The following is a 17,519-nucleotide window of genomic DNA, read 5'->3' on the forward strand; positions in this document are numbered from 1 at the left end:
TACACGAGCGCCGGGGTGCTGCCGCGGCTGCCGTGGACCGCTCTCGCTGTCAATCTCGACGGCCGCCCCGGACTGCGGGCACACTTATGGCCTTCCGCGCGGCTTCGTCGCGTTCCGCACTTCCATCCCTGTCATCCAGATGGCCACTCCCAGCAGCTACAACGCCTCAGAAATCCAGGTGCTCGAGGGCATTGCGCCCATTCAGAAGCGCCCGGACATGTACACCCGGACCGACAGTCCGAACCACATCATCCAGGAAATGATCGACAACGCCTGCGACGAGGCCCAGGGCGGCTTCGCCAACGGCATCCGGGTGGTGATGCATGGCGACGGCTCGGTGTCGGTCGAGGACAACGGTCGCGGCATTCCGGTCGATATTCATCCGACCAAGAAGGTGCCGGCGATCGAGGTCATCTTTACCATCCCGCACTCGGGTGGCAAGTTCGAGGGCAAGGCCTACAAGATCGCCGGCGGTCTGCACGGCGTCGGCGTCACCGTCACCAATGCGCTGTCCACCCGGCTGGAAGCGACGGTGAAGCGCGGTGGCCGCGAACATTCGATCGCCTTCGACCACGGCATTTCGCAGGGGCTGACCGAGGTCGGCAGCTGTCCGAAGTCGCACACCGGTACCCGGGTGCGCGCCTGGCCGGATCCGAAGTATTTCGCCAGCAACCGCGTGCGCAAGGCCGACATCGAACACCTGCTGCGCGCCCGCAGCGCCATGCTGCCCGGTGTGCGCATCCGCTTCGAGGACGAGGAGAGCGGGGCGGTACAGGAGTGGCAGTACGCCAATGGCCTGGGCGACTACCTGCGCGAACAGCTGGGCGAGGTGCCGGTGCCGCTGTTCTGCGGCGCACGTACCGCGATCGCCGGCTATGACGAAGGCGAGGGCGCGGAGTGGGCGATTGTCTTCCCGGAAGGCGCGTCGGTGCGCGAATCCTTCGTGAACCTGATTCCGACGCCGGGCGGCGGCATGCACGAATCGGGCATGCGGCAGGCGCTGTTCGAATCGGTGAAGGACTACGCCACCCACCACGGTCTGATGCCGGCCAAGCTCGCGCTGCAGTCGGAAGACGTGTCGCAGCACGCGAGCTACGTGCTCAGCGCCAAGGTGCTGGAACCGCGCTTCCAGGGCCAGACCAAGGACAAGCTGAACAACCGCGAGGCGGTGAAGCTGGTCTATGAGTGCATCAAGGACACGCTGGACCGCTGGCTCAACGACAACGCAGCCGAGGCGCAGCGCATCTGCGGCCTGGCGATCAGGAGCGCCCAGACCCGCGCACGCGCCGGCAAGGTGGTGGAAAAGCGCGCCGGCTCTGGCGTCACGCTGCTGCCGGGCAAGCTCACCGACGCCACCGGCACCTCGCCGGAACAGAACGAAATCTTCCTGGTCGAGGGCGACTCGGCCGGCGGCAGCGCCAAGCAGGCGCGCGACCGCCAGTTCCAGGCGGTGCTGCCACTGCGCGGCAAGGTGCTGAACACCTTCGAGATCGACTCGTCGGAAATCTTCGCCAACAACGAGGTGCATGACATCGCGGTGGCGCTGGGCATCGATCCGCACAAGCCGGATGCGCCGTACGCGGTACTCGACGGCCTGCGCTATCACAAGATCATCATCCTGTCGGACGCCGACGTCGATGGCGCGCACATCCAGACGCTGCAGCTCACGCTCTTCCTGCGCCACTTCCCCAAGCTGATCGAGCGTGGCCACGTGTTCATCGGCCAGCCGCCGCTGTACTGCGTGAAGATCGCGCCGACCAAGACGCGGCCGGCGCGCCGGCTCTACGCGCTGGACGAAGCCGAGCGCGACAGCATTCTCGCCAACCTGATCGCCGACGGCATCGCTGAAAGTGCGCTGACGGTGAGCCGCTTCAAGGGTCTGGGCGAAATGAATCCGGACGAGCTGAAGGAAACCGCGATGAACCCGGAAACCCGACGGCTCATCCGCATCACTTCCGGCGCAGATCCGGAACTGGTGCTGAACACCTTCACCATGCTGATGGGCAAGAAGGAAGCCGAGCGCCGTCGCCGCTGGATGGAGCTGGAAGGCGACAAGGTGGTGCCGGACGCTTGACGGCAGAGACTAGGGACCAGGGGCTAGGGGCTGATGAGCGGCGCGGTGTCGCGTTCAGTTCGTGTGGCGAAGCCACACCGCTTCCCTAGTCCCTAGCCCCTCATCCCCAGCCCCTTCACAGACACACAACGAAATACCCGGAGCACTCCGTTGACTGACAACCTGTTCGAACCCGACATCGCTGACATCCCGGTCGATGCGCATGCGGCGCAGGCCTATCTGACCTATGCGATGTCGGTGGTCACCTCGCGCGCGCTGCCGGGGCTGGAAGACGGCATGAAGCCGGTGCAGCGTCGCATCCTGTTCGCGATGGACGGTTTTGCCCGTCCGGATGCCGCGCACAAGAAGTCCGCCCGCGTGGTCGGTGACGTGATCGGCAAATACCACCCGCACGGCGATTCGTCGGTCTATGAGGCGATGGTGCGTCTGGCCCAGCCCTTTACGCTGCGCTATCCGCTGATCGACGGCCAGGGCAATTTCGGGTCGATGGACGGCGACAACGCCGCCGCCATGCGTTACACCGAGTGCCGCCTGACGCCGTTCGCGCGCCACGTGCTGCTGTCCGAGCTGAATGCCGGCGTGATCGAGTTCCAGCCCAATTACGACGGCACGCAGCAGGAACCTTCACTGCTGCCGGCGCGGCTGCCAGTGGTGCTGGCCAACGGTGCATCCGGCATCGCGGTCGGCATGGCCTGTGAAATCCCGCCGCACAACCTGCGCGAACTGGGCGAGGCCACCTGCAGGCTGCTGGTCGATCCGCGCATGCCGGACGACGATATCATCGACTGCATCCAGGGGCCGGATTTTCCGAACGGCGCCACGCTCATTTCGTCGCGCGAAACCATCGTCGCCGCCTACAAGGAAGGGCGCGGTTCCTTCCGCATGCGGGCCAATTACGAGGTCGAGGCGCTGGCGCGCGGCCAGTGGCAGATCGTGGTCAGCGCGCTGCCGCCGGGCGTGAGCACCGGCGCAGTGATGAGCCGCATCGACGACCTCGCCAACCCGAAGCCCAAGGGCGACAAGAAGAAGATCAGCGACGACCAGGCGCGCACCAAGACGCTGGCCACCTCGCTGATCGATTCGGTGCGCGACGAATCCGACGCGCGTCACCCGGTGCGTCTGGTGATCGAGCCGAAGTCGCGTGCGGTGAGCCAGGAAGACCTGCTGGCTTTCCTGTTCGCCTATACCGACCTCGAATGCAACGCCAGCCTGAACCTGACGCTGCTGGACACCCACCGCCGCCCGGGCCAGATCGGCCTGCCCGCGGTGCTGCGCCAGTGGTGCGACTACCGTCTGGGCGCGGTGACCCGACGGCTGACCCAGCGCATCGCCGACATCGACGATCGCATGCACATCCTGGACGGCCGGCTGGCCATCCTGCTCGACATCGACCGCGCGATCGCCATCATCCGCGCCGCCGACGACCCGAAGGCCGACCTGATGGCCGGTTTCGGCATCACCGAGCGACAGGCCGAGGACGTGCTGGAAATCCGGCTGCGCCAGCTGGCCCGGCTTGAGGCCATCAAGCTGCAGGGTGAGCGCGACGCGCTGGACGCCGAGCGCACCGGTCTGCTCAAGCTGCTGGGCAGCGACAGCGCATTGCGCACCTTCGTGCGCGACGAGGTGCGCGCCGACGTCGAACGTTTCGGTGACGAGCGTCGTACGCTGATCAATGCCGACGTGCAGGCCACGCGCACCCGCGAAGTGCCGCAGATCGATGAAGCGGTGACCGTCATCGTGTCGCGCGGCGGTTTCGGCCGGCTGCGGTCCGGCCACGACGTCGATGAAGCCGCGCTGACCTGGAAGGCGGACGACGGCCCGCTGGCGGTGCTGAAGTGCCGCACCGTGTGGCCGGTGGTGCTGATCGACGGCGATGGCCGCAGCTACACCATCAAGCCGACCGATCTGCCCAGCGGCAAGGGCGACGGCGTGCCGGTGTCCTCGCTGGCCGATCTGGCCGGCAAGAAGCTGGTGGCCGCACTCACCGGCGAGCCGGGCAGCCGCTTCCTGGTGGCGTCCGACAGTGGCTACGGCTTCGTGTGCGCGATCGAGGACATGGTGAGCCGCCAGCGCGCGGGCAAGGCCTTCCTGAACACCGACGGCGGCACGGCGCTGGCGCCGGTAAAACTGCTGCCTACGGACCGCTGGGTGGTGGCACAGGGCGGCGACCGCCTGCTGGCCTTCCCGCTGGAGGAGATGAAAACGCTGTCCGGCGGCAAGGGCGTGAAGATCATGACGCTGCCGGAGGGCGAATCGCTCGCGCTGCTCACGCTGTTCCGCGAAAAGCTGGCGCTGCCGGTGGCCGGGTCACGCGGGCGTGCAAAGACGCTGAACATCGACGAGAACGCACTGATGGCGTGGCGCGGCGTGCGGGCGACCAAGGGCCGCAAGCTGGACGGCTAGGGCCGGGTGCGTCGGCATTTCTTACAACCATGCGGGGCTGTGTGCCTGCGTTGTGCGCCAACTGATTGTTCTGGCTGGAAGAAACGGTCAGGGTGATCGGTGGCGCATGGTTTGCTTTCCGGGGTAAAGGGTCTTCAATCCGGAGAAATGTCGTGAAACGCATGAGTACAGGAGTGCGCACCGCGCTGACGGCGGTGCTGGCGGGAACGTCGATGATGGCGCAAGCGGCCAGCCTGTCTGGCAGCTTTACCGCCGACGATTACGCGACGGTCTATCTGTCGACCGATCTGGTGGCGGATGCCAGCGAAATCATCAGCGACAAGCAGACCACCTGGGGCGGTACGCAGACTTTTTCGGGCGTCGCCCTTGCGCCGGGACAGCACTACTACCTGCTGGTGCTGGCGCGCAACGTGTTCAGCGGGCCGGCCATGTTCGTCGGCGATTTCGCCCTCACCGGAGACGGCTTCAGGTTCTCAAACGGTGGTCAGACCCTGCTCACCAATACAACCGACTGGACGGTGAACGAGAGCGGCTTCGGCGCGGCAGGACAAACGCCGGTCAGCCTCGGCACCAACGCATCGCTGCAGATCTGGGGTGCGCGTCCGGCTATTTCGGGCGATGCCGAAGCGGTGTGGGCCTATTACGCCGACTGGGCGAACGGCTATAACGGCCCGGCCTATTTCGTCACTCAGATCACGGCCGTGCCTGAACCCGCTGCGTTCGCGATGTTCGCTGCCGGGCTGGGCGTACTGGGAACGATCGCCCGCCGCCGCCGCGTCTGAGCGGAGCGCTGTCCGCCCGAAAGGCTCGCCGCATGGCGGGCCTTTTTCGTTCACGACGCGTTCAGCGATGCAGGGTGCGTTCGCTGCGCCGGGCGAAATAGAACCACTCGTTGCCCGGCGTGGCGGCCGGATTCGGGAATACGATGAAGCCGTCGCGCGGTGCACGCACTTCACTGCCGTCCTCGCGCGTGCCGATGAGATCGCCGGCGGTGACCGGATCGAAACTGGCCCAGGGGCGCACGAAGGTATCGCCGGCGTGCAGGCGGTCGATCACTTCGGTCAGCTTGAGCAGTTCCACATCCGGGCGCGCCGGCGGTGCCGGTTCGTCGGTCAGGCCGAGGTGGGCCAGCGTATTGCGGATGGCCCGCCACGCGAAGTCCGGTGCAGCCGGCTCTTCGTGCTGGCCGCATTCCAGCGTGATCGCATAGCCACCCATGCGGCGCATGTATTCGGTGGTGCCGACACCGTAATCCGGGTCGGTGCTGAGCAGGTGCGCCCGCTCCGACGGCGCGGTGCGCGCCAGCCGGGTCCGCACGCCTGCGGCATAGGTGTCCAGCCAGCCTTCGACCAGCCGGCGTGCGCCCAGTCGCAGCGCCATTGCCTCTTCCGCCGCCGCGTGAGCGAAAGGTTCCAGCGCGCCACCGTTGTTTTCCGGGCCCAGCATGGCGAACGGCTCGCCGCCGGTGTGGAAGGAGTGCAGGTCGAGCAGCACTTCGTGGGCGGCCAGCAGCGGGCACAGCGCGTTGGCGATGCGGTCTTCGTAGTCCTGCGGCGCGCTCTTCGGGCCGAGGTTGCGGTTCAGGTTGCGGTCACCGGCCCGTTGCCCGCGCAGATAGGCGAGCGGATTGGTGACCGGCACGAAGGTGACACTGCCGCGCAGGATGCGCAGTTCGCCGCGGTCGAGTTCGCCGAGGATGCGGGCGATGCCCTGGGTGCCGCAGGTTTCGTTGCCATGGACCGCGCCCAGCACCAGCAGGCGCGGGCCGGTGTCGAGGCCGTGGTAGGCGTGGGTGCGGAGGCTGGTCAGGTTCATGAGCTGCACGAGAGGGCGGAACAGCCGGGCTTGTGTCGCGCCCACTCCGGGCGGCGCCCGGCGAGATCGTCGAATTCCGGCTGTTCGTCGTAGGGGCGCCGCATCATTTTCAGCAGGCGTTCGATCATGCCGGTGTCACCGGCGGTGGCATCGTCGATCGCGCGCTGGGCCAGCCAGTTGCGGACGACGTATTTCGGATTGGTCGCGTTCATGCGCGCGATGCGCGCAGCGTCCGGTTCGCCACCGGCCGCGATGCGGGCTGCCCACTGCTGCAGCCAGCCGAGCAGCGCGCGGCCGTGGTCGGCGGACGGACCGTCGCCGCTGTAGAAGGCGGCGTGCAGCGGGGCCAGTGCGGCGGCGTCGCCGGCGCTCGCGGCCGCGAGCGGTACCGCGGCCAGCTGGCGGAAGAAGATCGTGAAATCGCATTCCTCTTCCTGCAGCAGCAGGAAGAGCTGGCTGCGCATGTCGACATCGGCATCGTCGCCGGCCGCCGGCAACGGCAGGCCCAGCTTGTTGGCCAGCATGGCGGTCCAGCCGTCGGAAAAGGTCTGTTCGTAGCCTTCGAGCGCAGCATCGATCGCGTCGCGGTCGTCGATCAGCGGCGCGAGCGCGGCGGCGAGGCGGGTGAGGTTCCAGTAGCCGATCTGCGGCTGACGCCCGTAGCAGTAGCGGCGGCCCTGGGCGTCGGTGGTGTTTGGCGTCCACATCATGTCTACGCCCTCCAGCCAGCCGTAGGGACCGTAGTCGATGGTGAGGCCGAGGATGGACATGTTGTCGGTGTTCATCACGCCGTGCACGAAGCCGACTCGCATCCACTCGACCATCAGCGTCGCGGTGCGCCGGCAGATTTCGGCGAACCAGTCGGCGTAAGAGCCGACGCCCGGGTAGTGGTGGGTCATCACCCAGTCGGCGAGCTGACGCAGCAGCACGGTCTCGTCGTGCGAAGTCAGGATTTCGAAGTGGCCGAAGCGCACGAAGCTGGGCGCGACCCGGCACACGATGGCGCCCGGTTCGTTCTCCGGCCGGCCGTCATAGAACATGTCACGCACCACGCTGTCGCCGGTGGCCACCAGGCTGAGCGCGCGGGTGGTCGGAATGCCGAGGTGGAACATCGCCTCGCTGCACAGGAACTCGCGCACCGACGAACGCAGCACCGCCCGGCCGTCGGCCCGGCGGGAGTAGGGCGTGGGGCCCGCGCCTTTCAGCTGCAGTTCCTGCCGCTGACCGTGCGTGTCGAACATTTCGCCCAGCGTGATCGCGCGGCCATCGCCGAGCTGGCCGGCCCAGTTGCCGAACTGATGACCGCCGTAGCGCGCGGCATAGGGCTGCATGCCGGGCAGGATGCGGTTGCCGGCCAGCGCCTCGACCGCGGCGTCGCGTCGCGCCGGGCGCGCGAGGCCGAGCTGTGCGCCCAGATCGTCGGACCAGCCCAGCAGCTGCGGGTCGGCGACCGGCGTCGGCGGCGTGAAGCTGTAGGCGGCGCCCGGCACCTGGCGCGAGCGGATTTCGGTCGACGGATCGGCAGGCAGGCTGCGCACGAACAGGCTGTCGAACTCGATTTCGTCGAGGCGTCTGTGAGCTGCGGACATCGGCTGCGGTAAAGGTTCAGGAGACAGCATTGTGAGCGAAGCGGCGGGTCAGGGGTTCATTGCGTGTGCAGGATGCCCAGCCACTGTGTCAGCCGTGTCGCATCCATGCCCCGGGTAATGCACACCACGGTCGATCCGTTCGCTGGCGCATCCAGGCTGTCCGGCGGATACAGCGTGTGCTGCACGCCATGCACGACCTGGGCACGCGCCTCTCCGGCGATGTCGAGCACCGCCTTCATGCGCAACAGCGCCGGGCCCGCCACGGTCGGCCAGGCGTCCAGCCAGGCCTGCACCCGCTCCGGGGCAAGCGGGGTGTCCACGGTGAAACTGTCGCTGCGCACCGCATGCACCTGCTCCGCCGCGGGCGGGGGCAGGCTGCGCAGTCTGAGCGTGCCCGGCGGCGTCAGCAGCGCCGGGGTGAGTGCCTCGGCCTGCAGATCGGTCTGCTGCGCGAACGGATTCAGGCGGCCGAGCAGCGCCTGCAGCGCGGCCACCTGCGCCGGCGCCGCCCGGTCGGTCTTGGCGATCAGCAGCCGGTCGGCGGCGGCGATCTGCAGCAGGGCTTCCGGCTGCGCCGCGATCGTCGCCTCACCCTGGCAGGCGTCGACCACGGTGAGCGTGCAGGCGAGGCGGTAGCGTTCGGCAATGCGCGGGTCGGTGGCCAGCGTGCGCAGCACCGGTGCCGGATCGGCCAGTCCGGTGGTTTCGATCACCACCCGCTCGAACTGCCGGTGGCCGCCGCGCGCAAAGCGCCAGTGCGCTTCGCGCAGCGTCTGCGCGAGGTCGCCGCGCAGCGCGCAGCACACACAGCCGCCCGCCAGTTCGGTCACCACCTGTTCCGGTGCGTGGGTGACCAGCCTGTGGTCCAGCGCCGCGTCGCCGTACTCGTTGATGATGACCAGCGTATCGGCCATGTCCTGCCGGGCCAGCAGACGGTTCAGCAGCGTGGTCTTGCCGGCGCCGAGAAAGCCGGTGAGCAGCACCACCGGAATGCGTGGCGCGCTCATGGCGCCACGCCTTCGAGCAGCGCGGCCCGGGTGCGCGGGCTGTCCAGCTGCTGCAGCCACCAGTCCAATGCACGCCCGCGCTGCGCACCGCTGCGCCAGGCGATGGCGAACTGCGCCACCTTGTCTTCGGCGGTGCGCTTCACCACCAGTTCGCCGCGCTCGACATGCGGGCGCACCCGCGCCTCCGGCAGGAAGCCGCAGCCGAGCCCGCGCAGCTGGGCGGCGATTTTCATGTCCAGCGTGGGGACGGTGAGCACGTCCTGCCCGGGCAGCAGGTTGCGGGTGACCGGCGACAGACGGAGCGCGCTGTCGGCGATCGCGACCGCGCGATGCATGCGGATCATGGCCGGGTCCAGCGGTTCGGGCAGCCGCGCCAGCGGGTGGTGCGGAGCGACTGCGAACACGAAGCGGATGTCGCCCAGCGGCATCACCTGCAGGCCGGTGTTGCGGGTGTCGTCGGCATCGACGCCGATCGCGAGATCGGCGGCACCGGACAGCAGCGCCTCCCAGGTGCCGGACAGCACCTCCTGCCGCAGTCGGATGCGGGTGGGCGGCGGCAGGCGGGCGGTGTCGCGCTGGGCGTAGAAGGCGTCCACCAGATCGAGCAGGGTGTGCGGGCACATGAGCGCGTTGGCGGCGATGGCGAGCTGGCCTTCCCAGCCGCTGGCCACCCGCTTCACGCGACTGGCCACCGCGTCGATTTCCAGCAGCAGGCGGCTGCCTTCGTTCAGCAGTTCGCGGCCGGCCGGCGTGAGCACCGCACTGCGGCTGGCGCGATCGAACAGCAGCACGTCGAGTGCCTCCTCCAGCTGGCGCACGCTGTAACTGAGCGCCGACGGCACCTTGCCCAGCGCGCGCGCGGCGGCCGCAAAGCTGCCGGCCTCTGCGATGGTGGCGATCAGCCGTATGGCGTCCGGCGTCAGCGGGTGTTCGCGTTCGGTCATGGCGCGATCATTCAAAAAGTTTGAATGATGATATCAGCCCGCCGCGCCCATGGCCGCCGGGCCGCTGCGCAGAATGCAGTCATTGCCTGACACGACAGAGGAGACGGCCATGATCACCCTGCGCAAATCTTCAGAACGCGGTTTCGACGACCACGGCTGGGGCCAGTCGCATTTCAGTTTCTCGTTCGCCGATTACTACGATCCGGCGCACATGGGCGTCGGCACGCTGCGCGCGCTGATGGAAGACACGATAGAGCCGGCCGGCGGTTTCGGCACGCACCCGCACCGCGACATGGAAATCGTCACCGTGGTGCTGGCCGGCGAACTGACCCATCGCGATTCGATGGGCAATACCGGCGTACTGCGCGCCGGCGACGTGCAGCGCATGAGCGCCGGTACCGGCGTGCTGCACAGCGAATACAACCACGCGGCCAGCACGCCGGTACGCATGCTGCAGATCTGGCTGCTGCCGCGTTCGCGCGGCATCGCGCCGGGCTATGCGCAGACCCACTTCGCCGATGCTGACAGACGCGGTCGCCTGCTGCCGCTGGTGGGCGAGGCGGCCGGTGCGCTGTCCATCCATTCCGACGTGGCGCTGTACGCGACCCGGCTGGAGGCGGGTGATGCACCGCTCATCCACCGTCTGGCCGCGGGGCGCCGCGCCTACCTGCATCTGATCGACGGCGAACTTGAGGTCAATGGCGTGCGGCTGCAGGGCGGCGACGCGCTCACCGTCGAGTCGGAAGATGAAGTCGTGCTGGAAGGCGGGCGCGCCGCACATGCGCTGCTGTTCGACCTGGGCGCGCATCCGTAGCGCACCCGCAGTTTTCGTTGCTGTCTGCCCCGATCGTGTCATGGTCTGCGCGCGATGGGCTCGTCACTCGTAGCAGGCCACTCTTTGAGGAAAACATCATGACCCAAATTGCCATCGTCTATCACAGCGGCTACGGCCACACCCGTCGCATGGCGCAATCGGTCGCCGAGGGCGCCGCGAAGCACGCACAGGTGCACAGCATCGAGATCGACGCCGAAGGCAATGTGCCGGAGGCTGCCTGGCAGACGTTGCTGGACAGCGATGCCATCGTGTTCGGCAGCCCGACCTATATGGGCAGCGTGTCCTGGCAGTTCAAGAAGTTCGCCGACGCCACTTCCAAGCCGTGGTTCACCCAGCAGTGGAAGGACAAGCTGGCCGCCGGCTTCACCAATTCGGCTTCGATGAACGGCGACAAGCACTCGACGCTGCACTACCTGATGACGCTGGCGATGCAGCACAGCATGCTGTGGGCCGGTACCGGCCTGATGCCGAGCAACAGCAAGGCGGCGACGCGCCAGGACGTGAACTACGTGGCGTCCTTCGCCGGCGCGATGGCGGCCACGCCGTCCGACGCGTCAGTCGATGAAATGGTGGACGGTGATCTGAAGACCGCCGCGCTGTTCGGCGAGCGGGTGGCGCAGCAGGCGGCACGACTGGCCGCGCGCTGAGCGCGCGTACGGACGCTTCTCCGGGCTTCAGTACAGTTCGGGGAAGCGCTCCAGCCAGGTCCAGGCAATCGCCAGAACCACCACCACCAGTCCTGTCCAGGTGCCGGTGACGAAGCAGCAGGCGGCCGGAATCACCATTCCGGCCACTTCGTCAAACAGCGTGCCGAAGGCGAACCACAGCGCGGTCAGCGCCAGCCATTTCAGGATGAAACCGGGCAGGTGACGGCGCATGGCGCGGTTGTAGCGGTAGCTCTGCGCGCGCTCCATCCACGAGCCGCGGGTGCAGTCGCGGAAATACAGGAAGGGCCAGATGTAGCGCCACCACAGGCGCAGCATGGATTCAGGCTGCGCCGCCGGTCCGCTGCCGCGCTGTCCGTCTTCCCGATCGATGTTCTGCATGCCCATGACGCATCCTTCCCGACACCACCCATCCGGCTCATGAACCCCGGCTGCGGACCCGCAGTGCGGGCCGCGACAGCCATGGTCTGATTACGGCCGGATGGAATTCCGGGTTGAGGCGATGCGCCGGGCAGAACCGGCGAGGTCGCCGGTTACTTGATTGCGGCCTTCTGGCGCAGGTCGTTCACATGCGTCGCGATGGTCTGCTGTTCCAGGCGCTGGGCGATCTGCGGCTTGGCTTCGTCGTACGACGGCATCTTCAGGTCACGCACGTCTTCCAGCTTGATCACGTGGTAGCCGAAATCGCTGCGGATCGGCTGCGGCGTGAACTTGCCCTTTTCCAGCTTCACCAGCGCGTCGGAGAACGGCTTCACGTACTGCGCCGGCGCGCTCCAGCCGAGATCGCCGCCGCGGTCCTTGGAACCCGGATCTTCCGAATCCTTGGCCAGGTCCTCGAACTTCTCGCCGGCCTGCAGCTTGCCGATGATTTCCTTCGCCTTATCTTCGGTCTTCACCAGGATGTGGCGCGCCTTGTATTCCTTGTTGCCCAGGCCGACCTTGATCTTCTCGTACTCGGCCTTGATCGCTTCTTCGCTGACCGAGTGGGTGCGCATGTAGTCCTGCAGATAGGCCTGGATCAGCACCGCCTGCTTGGCCAGTTCGGCCTGGTTCATCACCGAAGCGTTCTTGTCCAGACCCTTGGCGGTCGCCGCCTGGGTCAGTACTTCGCGGCGGATCAGCTCCTCACGCACTGCGGTACGCAGCTGGTCGCCGTCCTGCTGGCCCTGGGCCAGCTGGTTCTTGATCATGACGTCGGCGCGGCCCTGCGGAATGCCCTTGCCATTGACCGTCACCAGCACTCCGCCTTCGGCCGGAGCGGCGGCCGGCGTGGCCGGCTTGTCCTTGGCCTTCTGCTGCGCCATCGCCGGCGCGGCAAAGGCGGTGAGGGTGGCAAGGGTCAGGGCGGAAAGCATGTGTTTCATCTATGTACCTTTCGGGTGAAGTCCGGTCTTGCTGCTGAAGTATGCCCGTCCGTTCAGGCGGCCGGCGCGTCGTCCGGCGCGCGCGCGACGATGGACAGGGCGTGAATGTCATGCTGCATCAGGTCGCCCAGTGCAGCATAGATGATGCGGTGGCGCTCCATCGTGCGTCGTCCGGAGAACTGCTCGGACACGATGGTGAGCCGATAGTGCCGTCCGCCCGAACGCGCGCCGGCGTGGCCGGCGTGCAGATGCGAATCGTCGATCAGGTCGATCGCGGACGGCGACAGCGAGGCAAGGCGTTCGCGGATCGCGGCTTCGATCCGGGCAGCATCGCTCACGCCGGAAATACCTTGCGGAAGGGCTTGACCGTCATCCGGGCGAACACGCCCTCGGTCGTGTACGGATCTTCGTCCGCCCACTTGCGTGCAGCTTCCAGCGATTCGAATGCGGCCACGATGAGGCTGCCGGTGAAACCGGCCGCGCCCGGATCGTTCGCATCGACCGCCGGCAGCGGGCCTGCGATCAGCAGACGGCCTTCGTCCTGCAGTGCCTGCAGGCGCGCCAGATGGCCAGGGCGGGCCGCCATGCGCTTTTCAAGACTGTTCGGAATGTCTTCGCCCATCAACGCGTAATACATGCAAACCTCGATTGGATCAGGAGTTCTTTTCTTCGATGTGACGCGACAGCATCGCGCCCTGGCCAAGCACGAACAGGAACATGAGACCCATGCCGCCGTAAAGCTTGAAGCTCACCCAGGTGTCCTCGCTGTAACTGTAGGCCACGTAGAGATTCAGGATGCCCATGAATGCGAAGAAGGCGATCCATGATGCGTTCAGCCGCGACCACACGGGCTCCGGCAGCTGCACCTGTTCCTGCATCAGCGCGCGGATCAGGTTGCGTTTCATGAACAGCGCGGAGCCGGCCAGCGTCAGCGCGAACAGCCAGTACAGCACCGTCGGCTTCCACTTGATGAAGGTGGCGTCGTGGAAGAACAGTGTGGCGCCGCCGAACACGACAATGATGGCCAGGCTGATCCACAGCATGGTGTCCACCTTGCGGCCGCGGGCGATCAGCCACAGCACCTGACCGAGCGTGGCGACGATGGCCACCGCAGTCGCGATCAGTATCGGTGCCTGGCTGGCGACGATGCCGTCGCCGAGCAGCCGGGTGGCCAGTGCGTAGGACGCATCCGGCGATCCGCCGGCGAATTTGTAGGCTGCGAAAAAAAGCAGGACCGGCAGCAGGTCGAACAGGAATTTCATGGTGGCCGATTATGCCCGCTCATCCGGAAAGTTGTGCGTTTGCGGTCCGCTGCGCTGCAGCGAAATCGGGCATGGAACTGGCTAGCCGCAGAAAATATCTCCGGAGAGCGCGAGAATTCATGAAGAAAGTCCGCAAACCCGCTTGTGAAGCGCACGCGGCCTCACTATTATCCGCTCAGGTTTTCCCGCGCGCCCTTGCGTACAACCCAGTCAGTAGGAGACGTACATGAACAAAGCAGAACTGATCGAAGCCCTCGCCAAGAAAGCTGATGTTTCCAAGGCCGCCGCTGGCCGACTGCTCGACGGCTTTCTGGAATCCGTCACCACCGAACTGAAGAAGGGCGGCAAGGTCACGCTCGTGGGCTTCGGCACTTTCGCAACCGGCAAGCGCGCCGCCCGCACCGGCCGCAACCCGCGCACCGGCGCCACCATCAAGATCCCGGCAGCCAAGACTGCCAAGTTCACCGCAGGCGCTGCGCTGAAGAAGGCGATCAACAAGAAGTAATTCAGGATTCATGTCGTCGGCGACCTGCTTCGAGGCTGCCGACGATCGAGCGCGATGCCCGGAAGGATCCATGCGTCGTGACTCAGCCCGAAGGGCGTACCGGTTCCGGTGCGCCCTTCTGTTTTTCTGGCCGGCCACCGGCTTCCCTGTGTGCCTCAGCCCCCTCATCAGGCAGGACCGTTTTCGGATCGGTCGGCATCCAGACTGAGGGCGGCCGAATTGATGCAGTAGCGCAGACCGTCGGGCTGCGGGCCGTCGGTGAATACATGGCCGAGATGGGCGGCGCAGCGCAGGCAGTGCACCTCGGTGCGTCGCGTCAGCAGACGTCTTTCCTCGCGGGTACCCAGCGGCGCGTCCGGCAGCGGCGTGCGGAAACTCGGCCAGCCGGTACCCGAGTCGAACTTGCTTTCCGAACGGAACAGCGCGGCGCCGCAGCACACGCAGCAGTAGGTGCCCGGCGTGCTGCAGTTCAGATAGCCGCCGCTGTAAGGGCGTTCGGTGCCCTGACGGCGGGTGATGCGGTACTGCTCAACGGTCAGTCGCGCGCGCCACTCTGCCTGGCTGCGGAGTGCGGCGTGTGCCCCTGACCGATCTGTCTCGTCTCTGTCCGGACGGTCCATCGAACGGCTCCTCCTGCCGGCTGTTCCGGCGGAGGCGGATGATACGCGCGACGGCGCTGCACGGTGCGCCGTGCTCCGTTACCATCGACATCCTGTGTTCCACCGCTCCGCCGTCCATGATCATTGTCCTGTCTCCGGCCAAGTCGCTGGATTACGAATCTCCGCTGCCTACCGACCGTGCCACCCGCCCAGATTTCCTGCCGCATTCCGCCGAACTGATCACTGTCCTCAAGGACAGAAGTCCGGCCGACATTGCCAGCCTGATGTCGATTTCCGATCCGCTGGCCGCGCTCAACGTCGCGCGCTACGCCGAATGGACGCCGGACTATGACGCGCCGCGTGGCCGGCCGGCGGTGTTCGCGTTCAATGGCGACGTCTATGAGGGGCTGAATGCCGCCACGCTGGACCCGGCCGCGCTCGACTGGCTGCAGTCGCATGTGCGCATCCTCTCCGGCCTGTACGGCCTGTTGCGTCCGCTCGACCTCATGCTGCCCTACCGGCTGGAAATGGGCACCCGGCTCGCCAATCCGCGCGGCAAGGATCTGTACGCCTTCTGGGACGATCTGCCGGCGCAGACGCTGAACGCGCTGTTCGAGAACGAAGCGCGGCCGGTGCTGGTCAACCTCGCCAGCGACGAATACTTCAAGTCGGTGCGCCGCAAGGTGCTCAAGGCCGAAGTGATACAACCGGTGTTCCAGGACTGGAAGGGCAGCGGTTACAAGGTGATCAGCTTCTTCGCCAAGCGCGCACGCGGGCTGATGGCGCGCTACGCTGCCGAACACCGTATCGACCGGCCCGAGGCGCTGCGCGATTTCGCGGTCGATGGCTACGCGCTGGCTCCGGAAGTGTCGACCGCGACCGAATGGATATTCAGAAGACGTCTCGACTGAGACACATAACGACATCACCGAGGAGAAGCCACCGATGAAACCCTTCCGCATGTCCCGTGCGCTGCCCGCGCTGCTCGTAACGCTGGCGGTCTGTGTGCCGGCGCTGGCGCAGGACAACCAGTCCGACAAGCTGTTCCACGATTGTCGCGCCGCCTGGGCGGACAACAATATCGGTGCCGCCGACGAGCTCTGCTACAAGGCGCTGACCGCGCCCGATTTCAAGGACGTGCCGGCCGAGGCGCGTTCGCTGCGCATCTACAACTACGCGCAGCTCAAGCGCATGATAGGCAACTGGGAAGCGGCGGAAGAACTGCTGCTCGAATCGCTGGCACTCGAAGAGGCACGCACCGGTGCGACGCCGGATCTGCCGCTGGCCCGCCGGCTGGCCGAACTGTCGATCACCTACGCCGCGCAGGGCAAATGGCCTCAGGGCATAGACGTGATCCAGCGCATGATGCCGGTGGCCGGGCAGTTCAAGGGTGGCGAGCGTGCCGCGGTGGCCGAAATCTTCCGCAACTACGTGCCCCAGGTCGCCGCGGCTGGCCGCACCGAACTGGCTCGCCAGCTGAACGATTACTCGGATTCGGCACCGGCGCCGGAACCGGGTTTCATCAAGCGCTGAGTTCATCCCGCTGCACGCAGCGCACTCATTGAGCACCGTTGAGCGACCCGACAGGAGACGCCCGTGACCGATCCCGACAATCCCTTGCGACGTGACTTCCTGCGAGGTGCCGGGGCAGCCGGCTTCGCGCTGGCGGTGCAGCCGGTGCTGGCACAGCAGGTGATCAGCACACCGGATGCCGGATTGCTCACCGGGGTGTCGACGATTGCGGCGATGGACGGACAGACCCTGCCGCTGTTCCACGCGCGACCGGATCGCAGCGGGCGACCGCCGGTGGTGCTGGTGGTGTCGGAAATATTCGGCGTGCACGAACACGTGCGCGACATCTGCCGCCGCTTCGCACACGCGGGCTATCTGGCGGTGGCGCCCGAGCTGTTCTTCCGTCAGGGCGATCCGTCGGCAATGAGCGACGTGCAGCAGATACTCGAACGGGTGATCGCAAAGGTACCGGACGCGCAGGTGATGGCCGATCTAGACCGCTGCGCAGACTGGGCGCAGAGCGAGGGCGGCGACGTGGCACGGCTGCACGTGACCGGCTACTGCTGGGGCGGGCGCATCACCTGGCTGTACGCGGCCCACCGTCCGTCACTGCGTTCGGGCGTGGCGTGGTATGGGCGGCTGCGTGGCAACGCGAGCGCGCTGACGCCCACGCATCCGCTCGATCTGCCGGAAAGGCTGCAGGCGCCGGTGCTGGGCCTGTACGGCGGTCAGGACGCGGGCATACCGAATGCCGATGTCGAGGCGATGAACACCGCGCTGGCCGCGGCTGCGTCGCCGGTCGCTCGTGCATCGCACATCGTGCTCTATCCGGATGCGCCGCATGCCTTCCATGCCGACTACCGTCCGAGCTATCGCGCCGCGGACGCGGCCGATGCATGGCGACGCTGTCTGGCGTGGATGAAGGTCAACGGCGGCGCCTGAGCA

At 66.8% G+C, this 17,519-nt stretch carries 19 protein-coding genes; 9 read left to right on the forward strand and 10 right to left on the reverse strand.

Going from position 1 to position 17,519, the window contains the following annotated elements; genetic code table 11:
* Positions 1 to 139: 139 nt before the first annotated feature.
* The 3 genes from METUNV2_RS0108395 (at position 140) to METUNV2_RS0108405 (ending at position 5,259) form a co-directional block, all read left to right on the forward strand.
* The gene (locus METUNV2_RS0108395; RefSeq protein ID WP_018229024.1) at positions 140 to 2,074 is read left to right on the forward strand and encodes a DNA topoisomerase IV subunit B; all 1,935 of its coding nucleotides are present in this window, start codon (positions 140 to 142) and stop codon (positions 2,072 to 2,074) included.
* Between the two features lie 150 nt (positions 2,075 to 2,224).
* A complete protein-coding gene (gene parC, locus METUNV2_RS0108400; protein ID WP_018229025.1) occupies positions 2,225 to 4,477 on the forward strand; it encodes a DNA topoisomerase IV subunit A in 2,253 nt (750 codons plus the stop codon).
* 161 nt (positions 4,478 to 4,638) lie between these two features.
* Entirely contained in the window at positions 4,639 to 5,259 is a 621-nt protein-coding gene (locus METUNV2_RS0108405; protein ID WP_232415738.1) for a PEP-CTERM sorting domain-containing protein, read from the forward strand.
* 61 nt (positions 5,260 to 5,320) lie between these two features.
* Here the strand turns inward: METUNV2_RS0108405 and METUNV2_RS0108410 are convergent, their stop codons facing one another.
* Genes METUNV2_RS0108410 through METUNV2_RS0108425 form a run of 4 tightly spaced genes read right to left on the reverse strand, consistent with a single transcriptional unit; the run spans position 5,321 to position 9,832 of the window.
* Complete coding sequence (locus METUNV2_RS0108410) at positions 5,321 to 6,292, reverse strand: succinylglutamate desuccinylase/aspartoacylase family protein (RefSeq protein WP_018229027.1); 972 nt, start codon at positions 6,290 to 6,292, stop codon at positions 5,321 to 5,323.
* Positions 6,289 to 7,881, reverse strand: coding sequence for a protein adenylyltransferase SelO (locus METUNV2_RS0108415; protein WP_018229028.1), 1,593 nt, complete (start codon positions 7,879 to 7,881; stop codon positions 6,289 to 6,291). The genes METUNV2_RS0108410 and METUNV2_RS0108415 overlap by 4 nt, the downstream gene beginning before the upstream one ends.
* 56 nt (positions 7,882 to 7,937) lie before the next feature.
* Positions 7,938 to 8,888, reverse strand: a complete 951-nt coding sequence (locus tag METUNV2_RS0108420; RefSeq protein WP_018229029.1) for a CobW family GTP-binding protein — start codon at positions 8,886 to 8,888, stop codon at positions 7,938 to 7,940.
* Positions 8,885 to 9,832, reverse strand: coding sequence for a LysR family transcriptional regulator (locus tag METUNV2_RS0108425; RefSeq protein WP_018229030.1), 948 nt, complete (start codon positions 9,830 to 9,832; stop codon positions 8,885 to 8,887). The genes METUNV2_RS0108420 and METUNV2_RS0108425 overlap by 4 nt, the downstream gene beginning before the upstream one ends.
* A gap of 109 nt (positions 9,833 to 9,941) precedes the next feature.
* Between METUNV2_RS0108425 and METUNV2_RS0108430 the strand changes: the two genes are divergently transcribed.
* Together METUNV2_RS0108430 and METUNV2_RS0108435 are read left to right on the forward strand one after the other, a co-directional pair.
* Complete coding sequence (locus METUNV2_RS0108430; protein ID WP_018229031.1) at positions 9,942 to 10,646, forward strand: pirin family protein; 705 nt, start codon at positions 9,942 to 9,944, stop codon at positions 10,644 to 10,646.
* Positions 10,647 to 10,744: 98 nt separating this feature from the next.
* Positions 10,745 to 11,314 (forward strand): flavodoxin family protein, encoded by a 570-nt coding sequence (locus METUNV2_RS0108435; protein WP_018229032.1) that lies wholly within the window; start codon positions 10,745 to 10,747, stop codon positions 11,312 to 11,314.
* Between the two features lie 27 nt (positions 11,315 to 11,341).
* Here METUNV2_RS0108435 and METUNV2_RS0108440 read toward each other — a convergent pair whose 3' ends face one another.
* From METUNV2_RS0108440 to METUNV2_RS0108460, 5 genes are all read right to left on the reverse strand, one after another.
* A complete protein-coding gene (locus METUNV2_RS0108440) occupies positions 11,342 to 11,713 on the reverse strand; it encodes a hypothetical protein (RefSeq protein ID WP_157281346.1) in 372 nt (123 codons plus the stop codon).
* A gap of 152 nt (positions 11,714 to 11,865) precedes the next feature.
* Complete coding sequence (locus METUNV2_RS0108445) at positions 11,866 to 12,696, reverse strand: peptidylprolyl isomerase (RefSeq protein WP_018229034.1); 831 nt, start codon at positions 12,694 to 12,696, stop codon at positions 11,866 to 11,868.
* 53 nt (positions 12,697 to 12,749) lie between these two features.
* Positions 12,750 to 13,034, reverse strand: a complete 285-nt coding sequence (locus METUNV2_RS0108450; protein ID WP_018229035.1) for a BolA family protein — start codon at positions 13,032 to 13,034, stop codon at positions 12,750 to 12,752.
* Positions 13,031 to 13,333 (reverse strand): YciI family protein, encoded by a 303-nt coding sequence (locus METUNV2_RS0108455; RefSeq protein WP_026187997.1) that lies wholly within the window; start codon positions 13,331 to 13,333, stop codon positions 13,031 to 13,033. The genes METUNV2_RS0108450 and METUNV2_RS0108455 overlap by 4 nt, the downstream gene beginning before the upstream one ends.
* A gap of 16 nt (positions 13,334 to 13,349) precedes the next feature.
* Positions 13,350 to 13,958 (reverse strand): septation protein A, encoded by a 609-nt coding sequence (locus tag METUNV2_RS0108460; protein WP_018229037.1) that lies wholly within the window; start codon positions 13,956 to 13,958, stop codon positions 13,350 to 13,352.
* Between the two features lie 226 nt (positions 13,959 to 14,184).
* Between METUNV2_RS0108460 and METUNV2_RS0108465 the strand changes: the two genes are divergently transcribed.
* On the forward strand, positions 14,185 to 14,463 hold the full coding sequence (locus METUNV2_RS0108465) for an HU family DNA-binding protein (protein WP_008059173.1): 279 nt from the start codon (positions 14,185 to 14,187) through the stop codon (positions 14,461 to 14,463).
* Positions 14,464 to 14,630: 167 nt separating this feature from the next.
* On the opposite strand, the gene msrB is transcribed toward METUNV2_RS0108465, so the two are convergent.
* Positions 14,631 to 15,083 carry a peptide-methionine (R)-S-oxide reductase MsrB gene (msrB, locus tag METUNV2_RS0108470; RefSeq protein ID WP_018229038.1) on the reverse strand — a complete coding sequence of 151 codons (453 nt, stop codon included), beginning with the start codon at positions 15,081 to 15,083 and terminating at the stop codon, positions 14,631 to 14,633.
* A 116-nt stretch (positions 15,084 to 15,199) separates the two neighbouring features.
* Here msrB and yaaA point away from each other — a divergent pair, with 116 nt between their 5' ends.
* From yaaA to METUNV2_RS0108485, 3 genes are all read left to right on the forward strand, one after another.
* Positions 15,200 to 15,973, forward strand: coding sequence for a peroxide stress protein YaaA (gene yaaA / locus METUNV2_RS0108475; RefSeq protein WP_026187998.1), 774 nt, complete (start codon positions 15,200 to 15,202; stop codon positions 15,971 to 15,973).
* A 34-nt stretch (positions 15,974 to 16,007) separates the two neighbouring features.
* Entirely contained in the window at positions 16,008 to 16,595 is a 588-nt protein-coding gene (locus METUNV2_RS0108480) for a hypothetical protein (protein ID WP_018229040.1), read from the forward strand.
* Between the two features lie 63 nt (positions 16,596 to 16,658).
* Positions 16,659 to 17,516 (forward strand): dienelactone hydrolase family protein, encoded by an 858-nt coding sequence (locus METUNV2_RS0108485; protein ID WP_018229041.1) that lies wholly within the window; start codon positions 16,659 to 16,661, stop codon positions 17,514 to 17,516.
* Positions 17,517 to 17,519: the final 3 nt, after the last annotated feature.

Origin of the sequence: Methyloversatilis universalis EHg5, from assembly GCF_000378945.1 — a bacterium.
Lineage (GTDB): Bacteria > Pseudomonadota > Gammaproteobacteria > Burkholderiales > Rhodocyclaceae > Methyloversatilis > Methyloversatilis universalis_A.